Annotated in this window: 24 protein-coding genes; 20 read left to right on the top strand and 4 right to left on the bottom strand. The window is 67.9% G+C overall.

Annotated features, from left to right (window positions below):
- The first annotated feature begins 39 nt into the window (after positions 1 to 39).
- The 16 genes from ABZ412_RS07550 (at position 40) to ABZ412_RS07475 (ending at position 13775) form a co-directional block, all read left to right on the top strand.
- Positions 40 to 1281 (top strand): alkane 1-monooxygenase, encoded by a 1242-nt coding sequence (locus ABZ412_RS07550; RefSeq protein WP_357277562.1) that lies wholly within the window; start codon positions 40 to 42, stop codon positions 1279 to 1281.
- Positions 1281 to 1460, top strand: a complete 180-nt coding sequence (locus ABZ412_RS07545; RefSeq protein WP_357278151.1) for a rubredoxin — start codon at positions 1281 to 1283, stop codon at positions 1458 to 1460. The genes ABZ412_RS07550 and ABZ412_RS07545 overlap by 1 nt, the downstream gene beginning before the upstream one ends.
- Before the next feature lies 1 nt (position 1461).
- Entirely contained in the window at positions 1462 to 1647 is a 186-nt protein-coding gene (locus ABZ412_RS07540; RefSeq protein WP_357084824.1) for a rubredoxin, read from the top strand.
- Positions 1644 to 2894, top strand: a complete 1251-nt coding sequence (locus ABZ412_RS07535) for an FAD-dependent oxidoreductase (protein WP_357277559.1) — start codon at positions 1644 to 1646, stop codon at positions 2892 to 2894. The genes ABZ412_RS07540 and ABZ412_RS07535 overlap by 4 nt, the downstream gene beginning before the upstream one ends.
- 347 nt (positions 2895 to 3241) lie before the next feature.
- On the top strand, positions 3242 to 4024 hold the full coding sequence (locus ABZ412_RS07530; RefSeq protein ID WP_357278149.1) for an ABC transporter permease: 783 nt from the start codon (positions 3242 to 3244) through the stop codon (positions 4022 to 4024).
- On the top strand, positions 4024 to 4893 hold the full coding sequence (locus ABZ412_RS07525) for an ABC transporter permease (RefSeq protein WP_357277557.1): 870 nt from the start codon (positions 4024 to 4026) through the stop codon (positions 4891 to 4893). Before ABZ412_RS07530 ends, ABZ412_RS07525 begins: the two co-directional genes overlap by 1 nt.
- A gap of 3 nt (positions 4894 to 4896) precedes the next feature.
- Entirely contained in the window at positions 4897 to 5925 is a 1029-nt protein-coding gene (locus ABZ412_RS07520; RefSeq protein ID WP_357277554.1) for an MlaD family protein, read from the top strand.
- Positions 5922 to 6929, top strand: coding sequence for an MCE family protein (locus ABZ412_RS07515; RefSeq protein ID WP_357277552.1), 1008 nt, complete (start codon positions 5922 to 5924; stop codon positions 6927 to 6929). The genes ABZ412_RS07520 and ABZ412_RS07515 overlap by 4 nt, the downstream gene beginning before the upstream one ends.
- The gene (locus ABZ412_RS07510; RefSeq protein ID WP_357278146.1) at positions 6929 to 7939 is read left to right on the top strand and encodes an MCE family protein; all 1011 of its coding nucleotides are present in this window, start codon (positions 6929 to 6931) and stop codon (positions 7937 to 7939) included. Before ABZ412_RS07515 ends, ABZ412_RS07510 begins: the two co-directional genes overlap by 1 nt.
- The gene (locus ABZ412_RS07505; protein WP_357277549.1) at positions 7940 to 8863 is read left to right on the top strand and encodes an MCE family protein; all 924 of its coding nucleotides are present in this window, start codon (positions 7940 to 7942) and stop codon (positions 8861 to 8863) included.
- Entirely contained in the window at positions 8860 to 9870 is a 1011-nt protein-coding gene (locus tag ABZ412_RS07500) for an MlaD family protein (protein ID WP_357277546.1), read from the top strand. Before ABZ412_RS07505 ends, ABZ412_RS07500 begins: the two co-directional genes overlap by 4 nt.
- The gene (locus tag ABZ412_RS07495) at positions 9871 to 10821 is read left to right on the top strand and encodes an MlaD family protein (protein WP_357277544.1); all 951 of its coding nucleotides are present in this window, start codon (positions 9871 to 9873) and stop codon (positions 10819 to 10821) included.
- Between the two features lie 14 nt (positions 10822 to 10835).
- On the top strand, positions 10836 to 11444 hold the full coding sequence (locus ABZ412_RS07490; protein ID WP_357277542.1) for a G1 family glutamic endopeptidase: 609 nt from the start codon (positions 10836 to 10838) through the stop codon (positions 11442 to 11444).
- Positions 11384 to 12106: a TetR/AcrR family transcriptional regulator gene (locus ABZ412_RS07485; protein WP_357277539.1), complete on the top strand. Its 723-nt coding sequence runs from the start codon at positions 11384 to 11386 to the stop codon at positions 12104 to 12106. Before ABZ412_RS07490 ends, ABZ412_RS07485 begins: the two co-directional genes overlap by 61 nt.
- Positions 12103 to 12768 carry a TetR/AcrR family transcriptional regulator gene (locus tag ABZ412_RS07480; protein ID WP_357277537.1) on the top strand — a complete coding sequence of 222 codons (666 nt, stop codon included), beginning with the start codon at positions 12103 to 12105 and terminating at the stop codon, positions 12766 to 12768. The genes ABZ412_RS07485 and ABZ412_RS07480 overlap by 4 nt, the downstream gene beginning before the upstream one ends.
- Positions 12765 to 13775, top strand: a complete 1011-nt coding sequence (locus ABZ412_RS07475) for an HD domain-containing protein (RefSeq protein WP_357277535.1) — start codon at positions 12765 to 12767, stop codon at positions 13773 to 13775. The genes ABZ412_RS07480 and ABZ412_RS07475 overlap by 4 nt, the downstream gene beginning before the upstream one ends.
- Here ABZ412_RS07475 and ABZ412_RS07470 read toward each other — a convergent pair.
- Positions 13772 to 14380, bottom strand: a complete 609-nt coding sequence (locus ABZ412_RS07470; RefSeq protein WP_357277532.1) for a TetR-like C-terminal domain-containing protein — start codon at positions 14378 to 14380, stop codon at positions 13772 to 13774. The two genes, ABZ412_RS07475 and ABZ412_RS07470, sit on opposite strands and share 4 nt — an antisense overlap.
- 126 nt (positions 14381 to 14506) lie before the next feature.
- On the opposite strand from ABZ412_RS07470, the gene ABZ412_RS07465 reads away from it, so the two are divergent.
- Positions 14507 to 15088, top strand: coding sequence for a TIGR03086 family metal-binding protein (locus ABZ412_RS07465; RefSeq protein WP_357277529.1), 582 nt, complete (start codon positions 14507 to 14509; stop codon positions 15086 to 15088).
- On the opposite strand, the gene ABZ412_RS07460 is transcribed toward ABZ412_RS07465, so the two are convergent.
- Entirely contained in the window at positions 15072 to 15929 is an 858-nt protein-coding gene (locus ABZ412_RS07460; RefSeq protein ID WP_357277527.1) for a cyclopropane mycolic acid synthase family methyltransferase, read from the bottom strand. The two genes, ABZ412_RS07465 and ABZ412_RS07460, sit on opposite strands and share 17 nt — an antisense overlap.
- Positions 15930 to 16350: 421 nt before the next feature.
- On the opposite strand from ABZ412_RS07460, the gene ABZ412_RS07455 reads away from it, so the two are divergent.
- Together ABZ412_RS07455 and ABZ412_RS07450 are read left to right on the top strand one after the other, a co-directional pair.
- Complete coding sequence (locus ABZ412_RS07455; RefSeq protein WP_357277524.1) at positions 16351 to 17049, top strand: expansin EXLX1 family cellulose-binding protein; 699 nt, start codon at positions 16351 to 16353, stop codon at positions 17047 to 17049.
- A gap of 84 nt (positions 17050 to 17133) precedes the next feature.
- Entirely contained in the window at positions 17134 to 18054 is a 921-nt protein-coding gene (locus tag ABZ412_RS07450; RefSeq protein WP_357277522.1) for an alpha/beta hydrolase, read from the top strand.
- Positions 18055 to 18076: 22 nt separating this feature from the next.
- Here ABZ412_RS07450 and ABZ412_RS07445 read toward each other — a convergent pair whose 3' ends face one another.
- The gene (locus ABZ412_RS07445; protein WP_357277519.1) at positions 18077 to 19477 is read right to left on the bottom strand and encodes a wax ester/triacylglycerol synthase family O-acyltransferase; all 1401 of its coding nucleotides are present in this window, start codon (positions 19475 to 19477) and stop codon (positions 18077 to 18079) included.
- A gap of 268 nt (positions 19478 to 19745) precedes the next feature.
- Between ABZ412_RS07445 and ABZ412_RS07440 the strand changes: the two genes are divergently transcribed.
- Entirely contained in the window at positions 19746 to 20393 is a 648-nt protein-coding gene (locus ABZ412_RS07440) for a cutinase family protein (RefSeq protein ID WP_357277517.1), read from the top strand.
- Between the two features lie 246 nt (positions 20394 to 20639).
- Here the strand turns inward: ABZ412_RS07440 and ABZ412_RS07435 are convergent, their stop codons facing one another.
- Entirely contained in the window at positions 20640 to 22700 is a 2061-nt protein-coding gene (locus ABZ412_RS07435; protein WP_357277514.1) for an SDR family oxidoreductase, read from the bottom strand.
- Between the last annotated feature and the right edge of the window lie 238 nt (positions 22701 to 22938).

Below are 22938 nucleotides of genomic sequence, written 5' to 3'. Positions count from 1 at the left end.
TACAGTTCTTGAGAAAGTGTAAACGCTAGGAGTACGGCAATGACGACGTCTCATTCTCGAGCCGGACGCGGTAGTGAGCCGGAGGCCACGGCCCGCCCGCAGTGGCGTGACCGCAAGCGCTATCTGTGGCTGCTCGGTCTCGTTCCCCCGACCGCCCTGTTCCTGGCGATGGCTCTGGTCTGGGCCTTCAACGAGTTCGGCTGGACCGCGGTCTCGCCGGTGTGGTGGTGGATCGGCCCGCTGATCGTGTACGTCCTGCTGCCGATCCTGGACCGCTTCTTCGGCCCGGACGGCCAGAACCCGCCCGACGAGGTGATGGAGTACCTCGAGAACGACAAGTACTACCGGTACTGCACCTACGCCTACATCCCGTTCCAGCTGCTGAGCCTGACCGTGGCCTGCTACCTGTGGACCGCGAGCGACCTGTCCTGGCTGGGCGTCGACGGCGGCCTGGGCCTGATCTCCAAGCTGGGCCTGGCGCTGAGCATGGGAGTGATGGGCGGCGTCGGCATCAACACCGCGCACGAACTCGGCCACAAGAAGGACGAGCTCGAGCGCTGGCTGTCGAAGATCACCCTGGCCCAGACGTTCTACGGCCACTTCTACATCGAGCACAACCGCGGCCACCACGTCCGCGTCGCCACCCCGGAGGACCCGGCCAGCGCCCGCTTCGCGGAGACCTTCTGGAGCTTCCTGCCGCGCAGTGTGTGGGGCAGCCTGCGCTCGTCGTGGGAGCTGGAGGCCAAGCGCCTGGAGCGGCTCGGCAAGCGGCCGTGGACGATCCGCAACGACGTGCTCAACGCGTGGATGATGTCGGTGGTGCTGTTCGGCGCGCTGGCCGTGGCGTTCGGCCCGGCGGTGCTGCCGTGGCTGGTGATCCAGGCGATCTACGGCTTCACCCTGCTGGAGACGGTGAACTACCTCGAGCACTACGGCCTGATGCGGCAGAAGACCGCCAGTGGCCGTTACGAGCGCTGCACCCCGGAGCACAGCTGGAACTCCGACCACATCGTCACCAATATCTTCCTCTACCACCTGCAGCGGCACAGCGACCATCACGCGAACCCCACCCGCCGCTACCAGATCCTGCGCAGTATGGACGGCGCCCCGAACCTGCCCAGCGGTTACGCGAGCATGATCTCACTGGCTTACTTCCCGCCACTGTGGCGCAAGGTGATGGATCACCGCGTGCTCGAGCACTATTCGGGTGACATCACCCGCGCCAACGTCCAGCCCCGCAAGCGCGCCCGCGTGCTCGCCCGGTACGGGGTGGCGGCGTGATGGCCTCCTACCGCTGCCCGATCTGCGATTACGTCTACGACGAGGCGAAAGGCGCGCCGCGCGAGGGCTTCCCGGCGGGTACCGCCTGGTCCGCCGTCCCGGACGACTGGTGCTGCCCCGACTGCGGGGTGCGCGAAAAGATCGACTTCGAACCGGCTTCCGCTCAGAAGGGACACTGACATGAGCACCGACTTCAAACTCTTCCGCTGCCTGCAGTGCGGCTTCGAATACGACGAGGCGCTGGGCTGGCCCGAGGACGGCATCGAGCCCGGCACCCGCTGGGACGACATCCCCGACGACTGGTCCTGCCCGGATTGCGGCGCGGCCAAGAGCGATTTCGAGATGGTCGAGGTCAGCCGCGCGTGAGCGGGCGCATCGTCATCGTGGGCGCGGGCGTGGCCGGGGCCACCGCCGCGCGCACCCTGCGCACCGAGGGCTACACCGGGGAGATCGTGCTGCTGGGCGCGGAACCCACCGCGCCCTACCGGCGGCCGATGGTCTCCAAGGAACTGCTGGCCGGCGCGGTCGAGGACCGGCGGTCGCTGTTGCATCCCGCCGACTTCTGGGCGGGCAACGACATCGACCTGCGGGTGGGCGTGCCGGTCGAATCCATCGATCCCGGACCGGGTCTGGTGTGGTTGGCCGACGGGACCGCGATCGGCTACGACTCGCTGCTGCTGGCCACCGGCGCCGTGTCGCGGCGGCTGGCGGTGACCTCGGATCGATCCGTGGTGTCCGACGCCGCGTTGCCGGTGCACACCCTGCGGGGCCGGTCCGAGGCCGAAGCCCTGCGGGCGACGCTGGAGCGGGATCCGTCGTTGCTGATCATCGGGGCCGGGCTCATCGGCTGCGAGGTCGCCGCGACCGCACGGGGTCTGGGCGCGGAGGTGACGGTGCTCGACGCCGGAACCACGCCGCTGGAGCGGGTCGCGCCCGCCGTCGTCGGTGACTACATCCGAAAGCTGCACGCGGACAACGGGGTGGCCATCTCGACCGAGGTGCGGCTCTCGCACCTGGCCTACACCGGCAACGACGTGGTCGCCGTGGCCGAGGACGACCGGATCTGGACCGCCGCGGCGGTGCTGGTGGCGATCGGATCTGTCCCGGACACTCGGCTCGCTGTTACCGGTGGGCTGGCCGTGGACGACGGTATCCGGGTGGACGAGCGGTATCGCACGTCGGCCCCGGGGGTGTTCGCCGCGGGTGACGCGGTGAATCGACTGGATCCGAAATCGGGCCGGTACCGCCGCGAGGAGCATTGGAACAGCGCGCAGGCGCAGGGTGCGGCGGCGGCGCGATCGATGCTCGGATTGCCCGCTCTGACCGCGGAGGTGCCGTGGGGCTGGTCGATGCAGTACGGCCGGAACGTGCAGTTCGCGGGCGTGATTCAGGCCGATGACGAGCTGATCGCGCGGGGGAGCGCGGAGTCCGGCGACGCGACCGTGCTGGCGCTGCGCGACGGCCGCGCCGTCGGTGTGGTGGCGATCGCCCGCCCGGCGGAGTTCCGGGTCGCGCGGGACCTGATCGGCCGGGGAGCGGTGCTGGACGCGGGGGCGTGCGTCGACGAATCCTTGCCGCTGGCCGAGGCGATCGTACTGTCCGGACAGTCGTGAGGGCAGACGCCCGCAGTTGAGCTAACACCTCGCTATATCTGAAATGCCACTGGGCCAACCGAATGGTCCGGTGGCATTTCGCATTTGCCCACTCATTGCTGAAATGTGCTGGTAAGGCATGCTATTCGCGCGGCGCGCGTATCTTTCTCCGCTCTTGCGACCCCTGTCAAGGCCCTGGTTATTTCGGTGAAGACTGACACGTCAGTCCGAAATCTGTATTACTGTCTCGGTCAGTCGGAACCGGGTCAACAGAGGGACCGGTCGGCATCGACCAAACAGTAGGGGCTGTGGGGTGGTGAACATTGGTCGAGAAAGTTGTCCGGGGGCCGGAATCACTATGGCAGGCAATCGAATTCGTACTCTCAGGGCTGCGCACGTTTGGCCGCACCATTCAGCTGGCGATCGCGGCATTCCGGTTCCTGATCCTCGATATCATCACACTTCGCCATCCTTGGCGTGACACCCTCCAGCAGGGCTGGTTCATCGTCAGCGTGACCGCGATTCCCGCTGTGCTGGTGTCGGTTCCGTTCGGCGTGATCGTGGCGGTCCAGGTGGGGAGCCTGACCCAGCAGGTCGGCGCGAGCTCGGTGTCCGGCGCGGCCGGCGGCCTCGGCGTCATCCGGCAGGGCGCGCCCATGGTGACCGCGCTGCTGCTGGGCGGCGCGGCGGGTTCGGCCATCTCCTCGGACCTGGGCGCGCGCACCATTCGCGACGAGGTGGACGCCTTGCGCGTCATGGGAATCGACCCCGTGCGGCGGCTGGTCGCCCCGCGGCTGGCGGCCATGATCGCGCTGACGCCGCTGCTGTGCATGCTGATCATCTTCATGGGCGTGTTCACCGGTTACGTGATCGCCGTCGGCTTCCAGGGCGTGACGCCCGGCTCGTACCTGTCGGCGTTCGCGGCCTTCGCCAAGATGAGCGACCTGTGGGTGGCGATCGTGAAGTCGATCCTCTTCGGCGTCATCGTGCTCATCGTGTCGTGCCAGCGTGGTCTGGAGGCCACCGCCGGACCCAAGGGCGTGGCCAATGCCGTGAACGCGGCGGTGGTGATCGGCGTGATCGCCGCCTTCGGCGTGAATCTGGTGATCACGCAGCTGGTGTCGATGTTCATCCCGACGCAGGTGGGCTGATGACCCAGGTACCGGCGAAGTACACCCCACTCGGGACCGCGGGGCGGGCGATCGGCGCCTCGGCGCAGGCGCCCGTGTCCCTGGTCGAATCCCTCGGTCACCAAGCGACTTTCGTCTACGAGGTACTGGCGGCCATCCCGCACACGCTGCGGGTGTACCGGCGTCAGACCATGCTCATCCTGTCCGACATCACCTGGGGCTCCGGCTCGCTCATCGTCGGCGGCGGCACCGTGGCGGTGCTGGCTTTCCTGGGCATCGCGGTCGGCGGGTCCATCGGTGTGGAGGGCTTCACCGCGCTGAACATGGTCGGAATGGGCCCGCTGACCGGGTTCGTCTCCGCCTACGCCAACACCCGCGAGATGGCGCCCATGGTGGCGGCCATCGGTTTCGCGGCGCAGGCGGGCTGCCGGATGACGGCCGAGATCGGGGCCATGCGCATCTCCGAGGAGATCGACGCGTTGGAGGCCATCGGCATTCGGCCCATGCCGTTCGTGGTGACCACCCGTGTGATCGCGGGCGCGATCACCATCGTGCCGCTGCACCTGCTCACCCTGATCCTGTCGTACCTGTCGTGCGCGACCGTGGTGAACGTCCTGCACGGGCAGTCCTCGGGCACCTACTACCACTATTTCGACGCTTTCCTGCAGCCCGGCGACGTAGTCGCCTCGCTGATCAAGGCGACGATCTTCGTGGTCACCATCATTCTCATCCACGGCTACCAGGGCTTCTACGCCTCGGGCGGGCCGGAGGGCGTGGGCCGGGCCTCGGGTCGCGCCATTCGCGCCAGCCTGGTGCTGGTGGTCATCCTGGACATGATCCTGACGATCGTGATCTGGGGCCTGGATGTCGGCATCCGGATCTCGGGGTGAAACATGGCCGTCTTCAAGGATCATTCCGGCCGTAGCGCCGGACCGTGGCTGCTGCGATTGCGCGGCCTGGTGGTCGCCGTCGTCCTCGTCACTGTGACGATTGTCGTGAGTTCTTATGCCCGAGGCTCTTTCGCGGATCGGTTCGAGGTTACCGTCGATGCGGCGACCCTCGGCGAGGGGCTGGCGCCGGGAGCGGAGGTGAAATTCCGCGGGTACGCGATCGGGACGGTGTCGACCGTCGAGACCGTGGGCTACGGGCATCAGCGCATCGGATTGCGGATCGACCGGCGACAGGCCGACGCGCTGACCGACGATGTCACGGCGCGGTTCACCTCGTCGAACGTGTTCGGTTCCAGCGCCATCGAATTGGTGCCCGGCACCGACGGCAAAAGGTTGCGTGAGCACGCCGTGCTCCAGATCGGGGCGGGCGCCACCAATGCCACCGTCGCCGGAGTGTTCCGGCGGGCGGCGCGCCTGACCCAGGTGCTGGATTCGGCGGCCGTGCACCGGCTGTTCGATCTGATGCTCGACAATGCCGCCGGCATGGGCCCGGTCCTGCGGTCGTTCTTCGAGACCGCGCGCACCCTGGCCGACGGACAGCAGAACAGTCTCGCGCACTACCTGCGCATCGGCGGCGACATGACCGGCGCGTTCGGGGACGTGACGCCCGCGGCCGGGCACGCCATCCTGGCGGTGCTCGAGCAGAGCGCCTACTTCGGGGATCCGGAGAACCGGGCGCGCACCAACCGTTCCACCCACGGCGTCGACGACGCGGTGCTGGTGGGCATCTCGAATCTGCTGCAGCAGAACAACCCGGAGCTGGAGAAGGTCCTCGACGGCATTCTCGACGTGGCGGTGCCGATCAGCGTGTCCGTGGGCTCGGTGGCCGCGGCCCACAATCGGGTCCCGAATCTGCTGCGGGCCATGGACGGGGCGTTCCCGGTGGTCGACGGCCGGGTGCGGCTGCAGGTCGAGCTGATCGCGAAAACCATGCCGTACCTGGCGGATTCGCTCGGGGGAGGGGCCAAATGAGCGAGGTCACCAGGTCGGCCCTCAAACTGGTCGCGTTCCTGCTGGTCGTGGCCGGGTGCACCACCTTCATCGTGACCGCGCTGCGGACGCCGATCCCCGGCGACAAGGTCACCTACGACGCGGTGTTCACCGATGTGTCGGGCCTGTTCGCCGGGGACTCGGTGCGCATGTCCGGTGTCGCGGTCGGGAAGGTGGAGACGGTGTCGCTGGACGGCAGCCGGGCACGGGTGCACTTCACGGTGGACCGGGAGCGGCCGGTGTACGACAACACCAAGGCCGCGGTGCGATACCAGAACCTCATCGGTCAGCGGTACGTCGAACTGCTCACCGAGGGGCCGGGGCGCACGAAAATAGCCGCCGGGACGACGATCCCGGTCGAGCGCACCATCCCGAGCTTCGATGTGTCCAAGCTGTTCAACGGCTTCAAGCCGATGTTCGACACGCTCGATCCCGCGCAGCTCAACCAGCTCGGCACCAACCTGCTGCGCGTCATCCAGGGTGACGGGTCCGGGATCGGGCCGGTGCTCGCGGACGTGGACACGCTCACCAAGCACGCCCGTAACAGCGAGGCCGTGATCGTGCTGCTCATCCGCAATCTGGGCGTGGTCGCCGACGCCATCGGCGGCAAGTCGAAGGCGGTCGGCGACCTGGTGCAGCAGCTCTCGGGCATCCTGCACCAGTTCACCGCCAAGACCCAGGCCATGCTGAGCGCGGTCGACACCGCGAAAACCCTGCTGGCGCCGGTGGTGCCGCTGCTGGAGGAGACCCGCGACGCCTACGACACCGCCTACGGTCCGGTCGACGGACTGCTCCGGCGGCTGGTGCCCCAGACCGACGAGCTGACCCAGATCCTGGCTCTCGCACCGCAATTGGTGACCGGGCTGAATCAGACGGTCCCCGGGCAGGGGTCCAAGCCGCGCATCACCTGCTCCCACGGTGAGGCCGCGCTGCCCGCGGTAGCCGGTGTCATCCTGTCCAACCAGAACCTGGTGGTGTGCAACTGATGAAAGCGTTGATCGCCCGGATGGGCGAGCTGATCCGGGACGTGCTCACCGGTCGCGGGGACCAGAACACGCAATTGCGCTGGGGTATCGCCGGTGTCGTGGTGTGCGTGATCGCGCTGGCCGTCGCGGGCGCGGTGTACGTGATCCCGTTCGGGCAGCGCACCTACGTCGCCGACTTCCGGATGTCGGGCGGGGCCCGGCCGGGCGACGAGGTGCGGGTGGCGGGGATCAATGTCGGCAAGATCCGTGCCGTGGACCTGGTCGGGGATCACGTGGAGGTCGCTTTCACCGTGAACCGCGATGTGCGGGTGGGGGACCGGTCGGCGGTGGAGGTCAAGATGCTGACCCCGATCGGCGGCCACTACCTGGCGCTGGCCCCGGCCGGGGACAAGGACCTGGCGTCGAAGCACATCCCGCCCGAGCGCACCACCACCCCGTTCGAGCTGAGCGACATTCTCGACCAGGGCACCCCGGTATTCGGCAAGGTCGACGCCACCACCATGCGCGACACCATCGGGCAGCTGAATTCGGCGCTGGCGCAACAGCCCGACGCACTGCGCGGGGTGATCGGCAATGCCAACGAGCTCACCGGGCTGCTGGCCGAGCGCACCGATCAGCTCAACAGCGCGCTCACCGTCTCCGACGAGTACATCGCCGCCACCGCCGACGACAAAGCGCTGCTGGCGGATTTCGTGAAACAGCTGGGTACCGTGGCCGACCGGCTCGGCAACCGCAAGAACGACATCGTCAGCATGTTCGCCCTGCTCAAACGGTTCCTGATCGTGCTGCACCGGCCGCTCATGGCCTATGACGGCATCGAGCCGTCGGTCACCCAGTTCGAGCAGCTGTTCTCCAAACTCATGGAGGACCCGAACCGGCTCGACACCGTGATCACCGGAATGCGCGAGGTGATCAACCGGCTCAGCGGGCTGCTGGGCACTCAGGTGCAGGTCAAGGACCCGGCCGCCGGCGTCCGGCTGTGCATTCCCTTCGAAGGCAAGGCGTGCTGAATGAACTGGGGCAGAACAGCACTCGCCGCCGGCGTCGCCGTCGCGGTGGTGGCGGCCGGCGCGGTGGGGGTGTCGTGGGCGACGACCGTCCGCGATCCGAAGCAGAACGTGTGCGCCGAGTTCACCGACACCGTCGGACTGTACGAGGGCAACAGTGTGACCATGCTCGGGGTCGAGGTCGGCACCGTGTCCAAGATCGAGGCGCTGGGCGACCGTATGCGGGTCACCTTGAGCGTCAAGGACTCGGTGAAACTGCCCGCCGATATCGCGGCCGTCACCATGTCGAGTTCCATCGTGACCGACCGGCACTTGGAGCTGACCAAGCCTTACACCGGCGGCCCGCGATTCGACACGGCGACATGCATTCCGATGGAACGGACCAAGACGCCCATCGGGATCAGTGAGGCGCTCGACGCGATGGGCACACTGGCCGGTGATCTGACCGGGGGTGGCGCCGGTAAGCCGGATTCGCTGCTGGATGACACCCTGACCGCGGCCGATAGGGCGATCGACGGGACCGGGCAGCAGTGGAATCAATTGCTGCAGCGGCTGTCCGCGGTCGTCGGTGATCCCGCGCGGAAGGACGCCGCGTTCCGGCGGCTGGTCGACAATCTGGATCAGCTCACCACCATGTTCGTGACCAACTGGCCGAATATGGCGCAGGTGCTGAGCAATCTGCGCAACGGTTTGCAGTTGATCGGGCAGTTCTCGGCCGAATTCTCCGGGGCGGTCGATATCGCGGTCGAATTCCTGCCGGTGATCGCGCGCAATGCCGGGAAATACGATCAGCAGATCTACAGCCTGTTGGATGTGGTGCTGCCGCAGGCGCACACCTTCGTGCAGCAGCATCAGGGCGACATCACCTCGCTGCTCACCGCGCTGCCGCCGCTGGCCGCGCAGCTACCGCAGGCGGGTGCGAAATGAGGCGCGCGGTCGTCCGGCTGCTGCCGGTGGTCACCGCCGCCGCGCTGGTTCTGACCGGCTGCGGGGTGAAGGCCACCGATATCCCGATTCCCGGCACCTACCCCTCCGGCGACACCTATACGGTGCGCATCGAATTCGGGTCGGTGCTGAATCTGCCCGACCGCGCCAAGGTGATCTCCGACGGTGTCGAGGTCGGCATGCTCGACCACATCGAGCTGATCGGGACCACCGCGGTGGCGACGGTGAAACTGCACACCGACGCCGAACTGTCGAAGTCCACGACGGCGGAGTTGCGGCAGTCCACCATTCTCGGCGACATCCATATCGCGCTGGAAGCGCCCAAGAACGCCGGCGGCACACTGCTCGGCAATGGCGATGTGATTCCGGTGTCGCAGACCATTCCCGCCACCAATGTCGAGGACATTCTGCGGGCGCTGTCGAACATCATCACCGGCGGACGATGGTCCGACATCCAGAAACTGGTGACCGACGTGAATGCCGCGTTCCCGTCGGACCCGGCCGAGTTGGACCGGGTCAACCGGGCGGGCCGGGCGGCCCTGCACGATATGGCCACCCACACCGACGAGCTGAATCGCATTCTCACCTCGGCGCAGCAGATCACCGGGAAGCTGGAATCCGGTCGCGGGGCGGTGGATCGGATCCTCACCCTCGGACCGGATCGGGCCGCCGGACTATCGGATGTGCTGCTGGCGGTGGTGAATCTGATCATCAGCGGCGGTCCGCTCGCCAAGAACGCCGGCGACCTGGTGCTGCCGCATCTGGGGGACTTCCGGTCGATCGTGTCGGTGCTCGCGCCGACCGCGGTGACGGCGGGGTACGCGGACCTGACCCTGGCGGCCAACCTCGACACCGTTCACACGCTGCTGAAGGAGAAGATCATTCCCTTCCTGAACGCGCCGGATGTGAAGGTGCGCAATGTGTCCGCCGCCGACGCGCAGGCCGATCAGCTGATCGGCACGCTGCGCGGGATCGGGATGGTGCCCTGAATGAAGCTCTCACTGTCCGGGCCGGTGTCGATGGTCATGCTGCTGGTGCTGACCTTCGTGTGCGGCGGCTACATGGCGGTCGGGGTGCTGAATCTGGATCCGCGCCGCCAGAACAACACCGTCACCGTGCTGCTCGACGGGTCGGGCGGGCTGATGAAGACCTCCCAGGTGACGCTGCGCGGCCTGCCCATCGGCAAGGTGCGTGATATCGGTGCGACCTCGCGCGGGCTGGCGGTCACCCTCGAATACGACGCCAAGTACCGGATTCCGGTGGACAGCGTCGTGCAGATCGCCAACCTGTCCGCGGCGGGGGAGCAGTTCCTCGACTTCCGGCCGACCGGGACCGCGGGGCCGTTCCTGCGCGGCGGCAGCGTGGTGCCCAACCGGCAGGTGCGGGTCGCGACCACCGTCGGGGACGCCCTCGCCAAACTGGATGCCCTGACCGCGCAACTGGATCCGGCCAAACTGCAGAATCTGGCCACCACCGTGGCCGCCGGGTTCGAGGGCCGTGACGCCGAGGTCGCCAACCTCACCAAGGCGCTGGTCGGCACCGCGAATCTATTGCGGGACAAGCGCGAAGCCATCGGGCGGCTGTACTCGAACGTGCAGACCCTCGGTGACAAGTTCGACGGGCGCGCACCCATGCTGAGCGCGGCCGCCGGGGATCTCACCACCGCGCTGCCCGAGCTGCTGCACATCATCGCCGCGTTCCAGAACTACTCCTACATCGGCGAGCACATCTTCGACGATCCGATCGGGCCGCTGGTCACCAAGATCGACGAATACCTGCGGCTGATCGGACCCGACCTCGGGCAGATCGCCACCGTCCTGAAACCCGCCACCAGCGTGATCAAACCGCTGCGCGTGGACGCCGGATCGATCGTGGACCTGCTGTCCACCGCGTTCCCCGGCGACGGCGCGGCGCACGTGGGCATCGAGATTCCTCGCTAGAGAGAAGGCAGACCGTGACCGAGACCGAGCAGACCGAGGCCGACCAGCCCGACGCGGGGGAGACCGTCGAGGAATCTCCGAAGGTGTCCCCGAAGGGGATCGGTGAACGACTCAATCCGTTCGTGGTGGCGGCCGCGGCGCTCTTCGCGATCGCGGCCGTGGTGCTGGGGGTGCTGTGGCACAACGCCTCGGGCGACTACGACGCGCTGAAGTCCCGCGACGCCGATCGTGATCGCGCCGCGCAGGTGGCCAAGGACTACACGCTGCGCTCGCTCACCTACGACTACCGCAACCTGCCCGCCTTCTTCGACGGCGTGCAGCGCGGGGCATCGGATCCCTTGCGCGACAAGTACACCCAGTTCCACGACACTCTCGCCAAGATCATGACCGATGCCCAGGTGGTGGCCTCCGGCGACGTAGTGGGCACCTCGGTGGAGGCCAAGGGCAACGACCAGTACACGGTCACCGTCTACGCCACCCAGCGCACCCAGAACGTGCAGCAGCCCGACCCGGCGACGGTGCCGAACCTGTTGGTGGTGACGGTGGCCGGGCGGGACGGCGAGTGGCTGGTGACCGACTACGGCCCCAAGGACGCCGGTGTGAAGGGCGGGGCCGCGAAATAGCCTCGGCACGCATCGGCCGCCCGCCGCAGCGCGAACTCCCCGCGCGCCGCCGCCGGGAGATCATCGAAGCCGCCTACGAGGTGTTCACCGCGCACGGCTACGAGGCCACCGCCATCTCCGAGGTGGCCGCCCGCGCCGGCATCGGCCAGGGCACCGTCTACCGCTACTTCGGCAGCAAACGCGAAATCCTGGACCACGTCATCGATCTCGGCATCGAGAAGGTGACCGACGCCATGCGACTGCACACCGTGTTCGGCGCGGCCGCCTCGGTGGACGACCTGGTGGCCGCGGTCCGCGCCGCCGTGGCCCGTCTTTACGACCTGCTCGAACGTGAGCCGCGCGTGCTGCGGCTGCTGGTGGTCGAGGCCGGGGCCATCGATCCCGAACTGGCGCACCGCCTGCTCGGCCTGGAGGCCCTCACCGCCTCCCTGATCGCCGCCGAACTCACCCGCGGCCTGGAGGCAGGATGGATTCGTCCCGACATCGATCCGGAAGTGCTGGGCCACACCATCCCCACCCTGGTCGGCCCGTGGCTCATGCGGGAACTGCTGGGCGCGGGCAATCCGGCCATCCGCGATCGCAGCATGACCGCGGTCCTCGCCTACCTCGACCGAACGCTGCGCCCCCTGCGCCCGCCGGCACCCCCGAGCCCGCCCCCATGACCGCTGACCCGCACCGCGACCGACCCCGCCGGTCCCGAGCCGACCGCCGCCGAGCCGAATTGATCACCGCCGCTTACGAACTGGTCGTCGCCCGAGGCTTCCGCGCCATCTCCGTCGACGACATCGCCGCCGCGACGGGCGTCAGTCACGGCACCTTCTACAACTACTTCCCGAACAAACGCGCCATCCTCGACGCCGTCATCGACCACAGTTTCCGCCACATCCGCGACCTCCTCCTGGGCCCCGAAGGCGACATCATCCCCACCACCTTGGATGCCTTCTGCGACCGCTACGCCCGGGTCATCGACCGCTGCTACGACCTGGTCGCCACCGAACCCGGCCTGGTGAACTTCTTTCTCCTGGAAGCCTCCTCGATCGACGACGCCGTCCTCGACCGCTGCCTCCACAACGCCCGCGCCTACGCCGCCGAATCGGTGGCCCGAATCCGCGAGGGCATCGCCCACGGCTACCTCGACCCCACCCTCGATCCCGCCATAGCCGGCGAAGTCCTCCTCTCCCTCCTCGTCTCCGCCCTGCTCTCGGCCCTCCGCGCCGGCGCCGACGGCCTCACCCAACCCCGGGTCCGCACCCAACTCGTCGCCTTCCTCCGCACCGCCTTCGGCGGCCCGGATCCTCCTACCACGGTAGCTTCGGGTTCATGATCGGCGACGACATCGAAGAGGCCGCGCGGTGTTTCGCGCGGGCGGCGCATGGTGGCCAAACATACGGTGGGGCACCGTATTCGGTTCATTTGGCGGCGGTTCGGGATGTGCTGGACGACTTCGGGTTCTCGGGGGATCTGGGGGTGGCTGCGTGGTTGCACGATGTTCTGGAGGACACGGCGGTTACCGGGGCGGAATTGGAGGGGGCGTTTGGTGTGGGGGTCGCTGAACTGGTGTGGGCGGTGACCGGGATCGGGGGGACGCGGGAGGAGCGGAACGAGGACATCTATGCCAAGATCGCGGGCTGTCCGTCGGCGGTGATTCTGAAGCTGGCGGATCGGATCGCGAATGTCGAAGCCAGTGTCGGGACGCGGTGGTTTGCGATGTATGCGTCCGAACAGCAGGCATTTCGGGCACACCTCGGGTCGATTCTCGATGGGGAGAAGGCCGTTGGTCAGATGTGGGCCAGGCTTGAAGGGGTGCTTGCGATGACCAGTCGTGAAGCGACGGTGCGGCAGGTGCTCGAGCGGTGGCGGGGGCGGGAGGCGCCGGATGGGGACTCGATCGTGTTCGGCGACGGAACGTTGGTGACGATGTCGTTGGTGCGGCGCAGGTTTCAGCAGCCTGGGGGCGGGGTTTTGAAGCCGGATGAGTGGTTCTGGCAGGAGGATTTCAGGGCTAGCGCTTGGTCGGCGGTGGAGTGGATCGACGTGGATGCGACGTTCGATTCGGCTGTGCACGGTGGGAGTCGGGCGATGGTGGGGGAGTCGGCGTCGAACGGGAGCATCGGATGGGTTGCGCTGACCGACGATGACGAGGAGAACACGCTGCGGTGGGTCGCGGTGTCGGGAACCTCGAACCCGTTCCACCGGGTCACCCTCGATGCGGACTTCGTGGTCGCTACCACCACCCTGGAACTGACCTGGACCTTCCCCCGGAACGCTCCGCAGGACGTGACGATCGCCCCCGCTGACCCCGCTGTGTTGGCCGCTATGCGGCGCCGCTAGGTCGGAAGGGTGTTGGCGCGGAAGGCGGTCAGGAGCATGGTGGTGAGGTTGTCCAGGTAGGTGGGTTCGGGGGGGATGCCGGTGATGGTGAGTCGCCAGTAGAGGGGGCCCGCGAGGAAGTCCAGGGCGAGGGGGATGTCGAGGTCGTCGGGGAGTTCGCCTCGGGTGATGGCGCGGTGGAGGAGGGCGGTGGCGCGGTCGCGGCGGGTGGTGGCGATGCCGGTGGTGAGGGTGGCGGCCAGGGCTGGTTCGCGGGCCGCTTCGGCCAGGAGGTCGGGGATGATCTTCGAGGCGAGGGGGTGGCGGAGGCCGGCGGCGGCCGCGGTGAGGAAGGCGTGGAGATCGCCTCGGAGTGTTCCGGTGTCGGGGGTGTCGGCGGCGTCGACGGCGATCTTGGTGATGAGGTCGGTGGCCATGGCTTGTTTGGAGGGCCAGCGGCGGTAGACGGCCGCCTTGCCCGCGCCCGCGCGGCGGGCCACGGCCTCGATGGAGAGGCGTCCATAGCCGACCGCGGCGAGCTCCTCGAAGAAGGCGGTGGTGAGCGCCTCGGTCAGGGCGTCCTGCAGGACCGGGCCGCCGGACGTGCGACGCGGGGGATGGGGCATGCGAGACACGCTAACACGAGACGGAACGGTTGCGTATCGCCTTGACCGGCGGTACCGTTCTCGGCATAGACGAGACGGAACCGTTCCGGCTCGATGGATTGAATCCGCCGACCGAAAGACACCACCATGAACACCGTGGCCCCCACCCTCGTCGATCGGATCCACGACGCGCTCGACGCCACCGGCGCCATCGTCGCCGGGATCGGCGACACACAGCTCGGCCTGCCCTCGCTGTGCCCCGGCTGGGATGTCGGATTCGAACTCAACCATCTGGTCGGCGGCCTGCGCGTCTTCGCCGCCGAACTCACCCACACCGATCCCGGCGGCGACCACCACGACGACTGGCTCGGCACCTGCCACCGCACCGCGTACGCCGCCGCCGCGCACCTCGACCGCGACGCCTGGTCGCGCCCCGGCGCGCTGGACACCACCGTCCGGCTCGGCTTCGGACCGATGCCCGGCCGCATGGCCGCCCTGATCCACCTGACCGAAATCCTGGTCCACGGCATCGACCTGGCCGTCGTCACCGGGCAGCGGCACCTCATCGACGAGCGGCAGGCCGACTACCTGCTCACCGTCATGCGATCCATGGACTTCGACGCCTTCCGGCACCCCGGCATTTTCGGCCCGGCGCGGCCGTCGTCCGCCGACGCGCCCGCTCACGACCGGCTGCTGACCTTCCTCGGCCGGTCTACTTCTGCAGCGTGAACTGCATGACGTCGAGGTGCCCCGCGCGGAAGTAATGGGCGCACCCGGTCAGGTACTTCATGTAGCGCTGATAGACCTCTTCGGAGGTGAGCTCGACGGCCTCGGCGTGGTGGGCCGCGAGGGATTCCGCCCACAGGTCAAGGGTTTTCGCGTAGTGGGGGCGCAAGGATTGGATTCGGGTCGTGCGGAACCCGACCGCCTCGGCCTCCCGGGGGACGGTGTCCTTCTGGGGGAGCTGGCCGCCGGGGAAGATCTCCCGTTTGACGAAGATGTGGAACAGGGCGTCCTCACGGGTCACCGGAATCTCGGCGGCCCGCAGGTCGGCGAGGCTGTGGCCGATGATGGTGTGCAGCAGCATGCGGCCACCGGGGGGAAGCATGCGGTGGCAGCGGGTGAAGAACTCGGGGTAGCGCTGTTTGCGAAAGTGTTCGAACGCCCCGATGCTGACGATGCGGTCGGCGGTGCCGTCGAATTCCTCCCAACCTTGCAGGCGCACTTCGGCTTCGGAGATGCCCAGATCGCGTAGTTCGGTGCGAACGTACTCGAATTGGTTGCGGCTCAAGGTGAGTCCGATGACGCGGACCCCGTAGGTGAGTACGGCGCGGATCATGGTCGAGCCCCATCCGCAGCCGACGTCGAGCAGGGTCATGCCGGGTTCGAGCCCCAGCTTGCCGAGCGCCAGATCGATCTTGGCCAGTTGGGCCTCCTCCAACGTCAGGCCCGCGCGTTGGAAGTAGGCGCAGCTGTAGGTCTTGGAGGGGTCGAGGAACAGCGCGTAGAAGTCGTCGGACAGGTCGTAGTGAGCCTGGACCTGCCGGTAGAAGGGCGCGAGCTGGGCCATGGCATCTCTCCCCGGGTGTGGTGACGTCGGAGATATGGACATCCGGACATACGTAGCGGTCGGGCCCGGGGTTCTACATCGCGGACACACCGCCAACACGCCGCGCTTTTCATTCCGAAATTGCCATTCGACCTCAGCGTAGCGACCCCGGCTGCTTTCCTGAAGGGGAGTGCAGCATCGAGTCAGCAAACACAATTCGGAGGGTTGGGGACCGGCCATGCACCGCACCGGACACGAAGAGGTCCATCCTGGCAGGCCGTGGTTGTGGACGATTCTGGTGGGAGCGGTGGTGGTGGGACTGGCCGCGTGGTGGGTCAGACCGCAGTCGTTGAGCTGCAGCACTGCCGCGCCGACGCCGACGGTCGTCACGCTGTCCGCCGCACCCGCACCGAGCGCGGTTACTCCTCAGCAGATTCGAACCGTGGACGCGTCACCGCCCCTGGAGCAGGTCGAGGCCCGGTTCTACGACTTCGGTCCGGGTGTCGCCTGCTCACTGCCGGATCTGCCGCCGGACGGCTATTACGTCGGTGTCCCGACCAGCCGATACGAGGGTTCCGCCCCCTGCGGCTCCTACGTCGACATCGACGGCCCGCTGGGCAGCGTCCGTGCCCAGATCGTCGACCGTTGCACCGGCTGCGGCCCGGACCAATACGACTTGAGCCGTTCGGCTTTCGAGGCGATCGCCGATTCCGTCGACGGCGTCGCACCGGTCAGGATCAGCATCGTTCGCGACCCGAACCCCGCGCCGGAGCTGTTCTACCGCGTCCAGCAGAGCTCTTCGACCAGCTGGATCGGAATCCTGTTCTCCGGCACCGGCAATCCCCTCGCGCAAGTAGCCTTGCGCCCGGATTCCGGCGGCGACTACCGCCCGATGCGCCGGGGCTACGACAACTACTGGACCGTGTCGGGCATCGGCAGGGGCCCGTTCACCGCCCAGGTGACCGACATCTACGGCCATGTCGCGTATGTCCCCGGGGTCGCGATCGAGCCGGGGCAGTTGCGCCGCACCGGAATTCAGCTCTACGACATCACTGCCGAGCCGTCCCCCGCCCCGCCCGAGCCCCCGGCCCCGGTGGTCGTGACCACGGTGGTCGCCGCCCCCGCGCCCTGCACGCCGTAACCCGCCGCCGCGCCCGCGGTATGGCATCATCGAGTGAAACGTGTTCCAGTTCGACCGCCGCGACGGTGTGCCGGGAGGCCCTCGATGACGAACCCCAGCTCGGATCCGACCACGACTGCCGCGCCGCGCCGCGGTCGCCGCCTGTCACCGCGCATCTCCCGGCTGACCGAGGTGCCGCAGGGCGAGATGGTGGAGCTGCCCGGCCGCGGCGCCACCTACGTGGTGGACCTGCCGGGCCCGGCCGCGGATTCGCCGACGGTGCTGCTGCTGCACGGTATGGCGACCACCGCCATGCTCAACTGGTTCCCCTCGCTGCGCGAGCTGAACGCCCACTACCGGGTGGTCCTGTTCGATCAGCGCTGGCACGGTCACGGAATCCGTTCCGAGCGTTTCGATCTCGACGATCTGGCCGACGACGTGATCGCGGTCGCCGACGCGGTGGGCGTCGAGCGCCCGATCCTGGCGGGCTACTCCATGGGCGGCGTGGTGGCCCAGCTGGCCGCGCACCGGCACCCGGACCGGGTGGGCGGGCTGGTCCTGGCCGCGACCACCTACCGTTTCCAGGAGAAGTGGCGTGAGCGCGCCTTCCATCGGGGCTGGTCGGCGACGGCCGCCTTGTTCTCGGAGTGGTCTTTCCGCCGGGCGGAGCTGCGCCGCGACAAACTGCCCACGCTGCCGGAGTCCTCGTGGCCGGTGGGCCGGATGGATCGCTGGGCGATGGCGGAACTGCGGGCCACCAGCGGCTGGGCGCTCGCGCAGGCGCTCGCGGTGCTGGGGCGTTTCGATGCGTCGGAATGGCTGCCGATGCTGAAGATGCCGACGGCGGTGGTGATCACCACGCGGGATCGGGCGCTGCCCGTCTTCCGTCAGCTGGAGATGGCGAAAGCGATTCCGGGAGCGGAGATCTTCCTCGCCAAGGCGGGACACGCGGCCTGCGCACTCGAGGCGGACGTCTTTGTCCCGGTGTTCCTCGAGGCCGTGCAGTCGGTGGCGGAGCGGCTCTAGACGGTAGCCACTCGGTTCGGGCTCAGCCCTTTTCGCGCGCGGCCTTGAGCAGCGCGGTGATCACCTCGGGGACGGCGTCGGCGATCTTGTCCACATCGGGGACCAGTTCCTTGCAGGCGATGAAGCCGAAGTCCAGGTGGCCGTTGTTGGAGATCACGGTGGCGGTCAGGCCCGCGCCGTGGAACACCGGTCCGAATGGATACATCGACGACACCCGCACCCCCAAGAAGTACATCGGGAAGTTGGGCCCGGGCACATTGGAGATCACCAGGTTGTGCACCACCGGGTGGTGATCGGCCAGTTTGAGCGACGAGTACGCCCGCGCGGCGAGCTGGAAGGTGTTGGGCGGGGCGTACTTTCCCCAATCCTGGAGGAAGTCCGCGCCGATCAGGTTGTGCTCCTCCTTGGCCCCGCGATTGTCCTCGGCTATGGCCAGCACCCGCGCGACCGGATCCTCGATCTCGGTGTAGAGCCGGGCGAAGATGGTCGACACCTTGTTGGTGCCCTCCTCGTGGCGTGAGGTGTCGTGGGTGGACACCGGAACCGAGGCCATGAGCGAGGTTTCGGGCAGTTCGTCGTGCAGTTCGAGGTAGCTGCGCAGCGCGCCGCCGACGACGGCCAGCACCACGTCGTTGACCTTCACCCCGAAGGCGGTCTTTATCTCCTTGATATCCGACAACTCGGTCTGTTCGAAGGAGATGGCCCGATGCTGGGTGATTGCCCGATTGAACGGCGTGCGGGGCGCGGTGAACGGCAACGGCATACCGCGACCGCCGGATTCGCGCCGCCGCTGCACCAGCCCGCCCAGAATGCCGACCGTCTTGGGCACCATGCCGACCATGCCGAGGCGCCCCGGCAGGTTCAGCAGCGCCTCACCGGCGAGCTGCAGATCGGTGGGTTCGGCCTCGGTGGGTTCGGCCTCGGCGGGCGGGGTGTAGGTCACGCCCGGCTGCATATCGCACAGGTGCATCATCATGTTGGTGCCGGTGATGCCGTCCACGATGGCGTGGTGGTACTTGGAGACCACCGCCACCCGGCCGTGCGGCAGGCCCTCCACCACCCACATCTCCCACAGCGGGCGGGCGCGGTCGAGGGGGCGTCCGGCGATGTCGGCGGCCAGTTCGGCCAGCCCGCGGTCCCCGGCTCCGCTGGGCAGCGCCAGCCGCCGCACGTGGTAGTCGAGGTCGAAGTTCGAATCCCGTACCCACACCGGATGATCGAGGTTGAACGGGACGGCGTGCAGCCGCCGCGTCATGGCCGGGATGAGATGCAGCCGCCGGCCGAGTTCGGCCTTGAACGCCTCGTGCTCATAGGTGACCCCGTCGGCGGCGGGGTCGAGTATCAGCAATGCGCAGACGTGCAGGAGTTGGGTGTCTGTTTCGAAATAGAGGAAGCTCGCGTCGAGCCCGGTAAGTCGTTCCATACCAACACACTATGAGAACCGGTTGTATTTTGCGTGCGGTTCGCGGTGTGCTCTGGATCCGGTCCGAGGCCGTTTTGTTGCCCCAAAGTTGCACGTAGATAACAAGTTTCATGATGAAACGGTTGGGTACCAATCAGGTGTCTCTCCAGTGGAATTCGTTGCCGCCCTTCCGGCGCATTCTTACCGTGGGTCACATGGTCCGGTGATCGTTCTCTAGTCAATGACAAGAGTCACCGGACTTCTCACAACGATGTGAGAGGTGAGGACGATGGGCGACCGGAAGGTGCTGCTGCCGAGAAGATGGCGTACGGCATGGGGTGTCGCGATCATGCTGACGATCGCAGCCGCGTTCGTGCCACAACCGAGGTCCCACGCGCAGGGCTGCGCCGAGGTGGACGTCGTAGTGGCCAGGGGCACAGGCGAACCCGGCTGGCTCGGCGATCAGATCGGCGACCCCCTCTTCGGTGTCCTGCGGGATCGGCTGCCCGTCTCGATGTCCGCCTACCGCGTGAACTATCCCGCCGACTACAGCTTCGACGTCGGCGCGGGCAGCGCGGATCTGGTGCGGCACTTGACCGTTCGCGCCACCGTCTGCCCCGGTCAGCAGTTCGTCCTGGTCGGCTACTCGCAGGGGGCGGCGGTCGTGCAGGCCGCGCTGGGCACCGGCGTGGTGTCCTGGTACCCGGGCCGCGTCCAGCTGCCGGGCTATCTCGGCGACCGGGTGGCGGCGGTCCTGCTCTTCGGCGACCCCGTTCGCGGCCTGGGCTGGAATGTGCCCGGCGAGTTCCTGTCCCGCACGGGGGACTGGTGCGTGGGCGGCGACCCGGTGTGTGGTTCCGGCCTCAATGCCGACGCGCACGTCGCCTACGGCAGTGATCTGGTGGCCGCGGCCAATTTCGCCGCGAACCACATCTGACCCCGGGGAGGGGAAGGGCCCGGCTCCCGGGCGGTCTCGGCGGACCCGCCCGCGAGACCCCGGAGCGGGGCCCGGGTACCCGCGGTTCGCGGGGCGTCGGGTGTCACGGCACTCGGGGCCTCATCCCACAGTGAGCCGCGGGTATCGCACGAGTCGGCCCGGTGCGCTGTCCCGCACCGGGCCGAACTCTGTGTGGTGCTGTTCACCCGGCCGATCGGGCCTGAATGCCGTTGCCGGGCAGAGTGATTACCAGTTGAGGCCCGGAATCCGGTTGGTGATCCGGGCCGCGGGAGCGGGCAGGCCCATGAGCGGCTGCACGATCGGGGCCAGCGCCAGCAGCGGACTGCGGGAGTCAGGCTTGGCGGTGCTCTCCGCCGCGCTCTCACCACTCGCCGTGGTGGATTCGGCGTCCACCGCCGGGTGCCCGGTCTTCGGCTGCGAGCGCGCCGCCTTGGACTCGCCGAACATCCGGTAACCCTGGTGCAGGATGGCGCGTTTCACCGACGGCATGACCGTGTCCACGAACTGTGCGAAGGTGCCGATCGGGGTGTCGATGCGGTTGGGTCGGTGCTCGAGCGCCCGCACCACGATGTCGGCGGCCTGATCCGGGCTGTGCACCGGGATCGACTTGTACAGGTCGGTCGGCGCGATCATCGCGGTCCGCACCAGCGGCATGCGCACCGAGGTGAAGGTGATTCCGGCGTCGGCGTTCTCGACCGCGGCGATCTCACTGAAGTTGTCCAGCGCCGACTTGCTCGCCACGTACGCGGCGAAACGCGGCACCTTGGTCTGCACCGCGATCGAGGAGATGTTCACGAAGTGCCCGAAGCGGCGCTCCCGCATGGACGGCAGCAGCGCCAGGATGAGCCGCACCGCGCCGAAGTAGTTGACCGCCATGGTCCGCTCGAAGTCGTGCATGCGGTCGGTGGAGTTGAGCACCGAACGGCGGATCGAGCGCCCGGCATTGTTGACGACGTAGTCGACGTGCCTGTGGTCGGCGAGCACCTGCTTCACCAGCAGCTCCACCGACTTCTCGTCGGTGATGTCGCAGACATACGCCTGCGCCGCACCGCTGTCGGCCCGCACCGCGGCGGCCGCGGCCTCGAGGTCCTCCTCGGTGCGCGCCACCATCAGCACGGTCGCGCCGCGCTTGGCGACGGCGTGCGCGGTGGCCAAACCGATGCCACTGGACGCGCCGGTGATCAGCACGACCCGGCCGCCGAGGCCGCCGTGGTGGCGGCGGGCGCGGTCGGGGTCGAGATGGGTGCGCCAGTACGACCACAGCGTCTCGGCGTAGTCCTCGAAGGCCGGGACCTCGATACCGGTGCCGCGCAGGTGGGCTCGGGTGGATTCGGAGACGAAGGTCGACTCGAAGGCGGTGTGCGGGGCGACCTCGGCGGGAATGCCGAAGCGCTCCAACAGGAAATCGCGCACCGTGGGCACGCCCGGCAGGCCGCCGAGGGCGTGCAGCGCGGTGTGCGAGCCCGGAACGGTGCCGATCGCGGTGGGGGCCCCGGCCGCGCGCGCCAGCGCGTTGTAGATCTCGGTGAAGGGCTGCGGTTCCGGGTTGGTCAGGTGGAAGGTGCGGCCGATCAGGCCCGGCTTGGCGATGAGTTCGAGCATGGCCGCGACCACGTAGTCGACCGGAACGATATTGGTGGCGCCCAGATCCGGGATCGGGACCGGCAGCTCCGACGGCAGCGCGCCCAGTCCGGCGATGGCGGGGAAGAAGTAGTAGGGACCGTCGATCTTGTCCATCTCGCCGGTGCGGGAATCGCCGACCACGATAGCCGGGCGGTACACCCGCCAGCGCAGGTCGGCGGCCTCGCGCACCATCTTCTCGGCCTCGAACTTGGTGCGGTGGTAGGGCGAATGCAGGCCCTGGCCCAGATCGAAGTCGTCCTCGAAGAACTTGCCGCGGTGATCGCCCGCGACCGCGACCGAGGACACGTGGTGCAGGACCGCGCCGAGCTCGCGGGCCAGCGCGATCACCGAGGCGGTGCCCCGCACATTGGCGGCGTAGGTGACCTCGGGGTCGGCGGTCATGTCGTAGACCGCGCCGAGGTGGATCACGTGGTCGGCGCGGGGCGCGTCGTCGATCAGTCCCAGATCGGGCGCGGTCAGGTCGCCGACCAGCGGGAACACGCGGTCTTCGGCCCCCCAGCCCGCCGCCATCTCGCGCAGCTTGGCCACCGAGGCCTCCCGCGTCAGTGCGTGGACCACGGCTTCCGGGTCGCGTTCCAGCAGTCCGGCGATGAGCCGCCGACCGAGGAATCCGGTTCCGCCCGTGACGATGTAGGAAGTCATCGTCCCCTCCTTATTACGAACCTGTTGATACCCAACGGGGTTCGTCCGACATGCGTCGGTGGATGCGGACGTTGTGTGATCGGCCCCCTAGCAGAATGTCGGGCCGAGGTAGGAACACCATCGTGCCTAACTGGTCGGTAACTTTACGGTTCCGCGAATTGCCATTCAAGCCGAATAGCCGTTCCGGCCCTGTGTGACTGGTCACCTCGGGGCTATTCGAGTTGGTGTGTGTAACAAA

The organism is Nocardia sp. NPDC005746, assembly GCF_040630785.1.
Classification (GTDB): domain Bacteria; phylum Actinomycetota; class Actinomycetes; order Mycobacteriales; family Mycobacteriaceae; genus Nocardia.
This window is presented reverse-complemented; position numbering and strand designations above follow the sequence as displayed.

Excerpts from the sequence above, each read along its gene's own strand:
- ABZ412_RS07550 (WP_357277562.1), top strand. The coding sequence starts at position 40 with ATGACGACGTCTCATTCTCGAGCCGGACGCGGTAGTGAGCCGGAGGCC.
- ABZ412_RS07545 (WP_357278151.1), top strand. The coding sequence starts at position 1,281 with ATGGCCTCCTACCGCTGCCCGATCTGCGATTACGTCTACGACGAGGCG.
- ABZ412_RS07540 (WP_357084824.1), top strand. The coding sequence starts at position 1,462 with ATGAGCACCGACTTCAAACTCTTCCGCTGCCTGCAGTGCGGCTTCGAA.
- ABZ412_RS07525 (WP_357277557.1), top strand. The coding sequence starts at position 4,024 with ATGACCCAGGTACCGGCGAAGTACACCCCACTCGGGACCGCGGGGCGG.
- ABZ412_RS07520 (WP_357277554.1), top strand. The coding sequence starts at position 4,897 with ATGGCCGTCTTCAAGGATCATTCCGGCCGTAGCGCCGGACCGTGGCTG.
- ABZ412_RS07515 (WP_357277552.1), top strand. The coding sequence starts at position 5,922 with ATGAGCGAGGTCACCAGGTCGGCCCTCAAACTGGTCGCGTTCCTGCTG.
- ABZ412_RS07510 (WP_357278146.1), top strand. The coding sequence starts at position 6,929 with ATGAAAGCGTTGATCGCCCGGATGGGCGAGCTGATCCGGGACGTGCTC.
- ABZ412_RS07505 (WP_357277549.1), top strand. The coding sequence starts at position 7,940 with ATGAACTGGGGCAGAACAGCACTCGCCGCCGGCGTCGCCGTCGCGGTG.
- ABZ412_RS07500 (WP_357277546.1), top strand. The coding sequence starts at position 8,860 with ATGAGGCGCGCGGTCGTCCGGCTGCTGCCGGTGGTCACCGCCGCCGCG.
- ABZ412_RS07495 (WP_357277544.1), top strand. The coding sequence starts at position 9,871 with ATGAAGCTCTCACTGTCCGGGCCGGTGTCGATGGTCATGCTGCTGGTG.
- ABZ412_RS07480 (WP_357277537.1), top strand. The coding sequence starts at position 12,103 with ATGACCGCTGACCCGCACCGCGACCGACCCCGCCGGTCCCGAGCCGAC.
- ABZ412_RS07475 (WP_357277535.1), top strand. The coding sequence starts at position 12,765 with ATGATCGGCGACGACATCGAAGAGGCCGCGCGGTGTTTCGCGCGGGCG.
- ABZ412_RS07470 (WP_357277532.1), bottom strand. The coding sequence starts at position 14,380 with ATGCCCCATCCCCCGCGTCGCACGTCCGGCGGCCCGGTCCTGCAGGAC.
- ABZ412_RS07465 (WP_357277529.1), top strand. The coding sequence starts at position 14,507 with ATGAACACCGTGGCCCCCACCCTCGTCGATCGGATCCACGACGCGCTC.
- ABZ412_RS07460 (WP_357277527.1), bottom strand. The coding sequence starts at position 15,929 with ATGGCCCAGCTCGCGCCCTTCTACCGGCAGGTCCAGGCTCACTACGAC.
- ABZ412_RS07450 (WP_357277522.1), top strand. The coding sequence starts at position 17,134 with ATGACGAACCCCAGCTCGGATCCGACCACGACTGCCGCGCCGCGCCGC.
- ABZ412_RS07445 (WP_357277519.1), bottom strand. The coding sequence starts at position 19,477 with ATGGAACGACTTACCGGGCTCGACGCGAGCTTCCTCTATTTCGAAACA.
- ABZ412_RS07440 (WP_357277517.1), top strand. The coding sequence starts at position 19,746 with ATGGGCGACCGGAAGGTGCTGCTGCCGAGAAGATGGCGTACGGCATGG.
- ABZ412_RS07435 (WP_357277514.1), bottom strand. The coding sequence starts at position 22,700 with ATGACTTCCTACATCGTCACGGGCGGAACCGGATTCCTCGGTCGGCGG.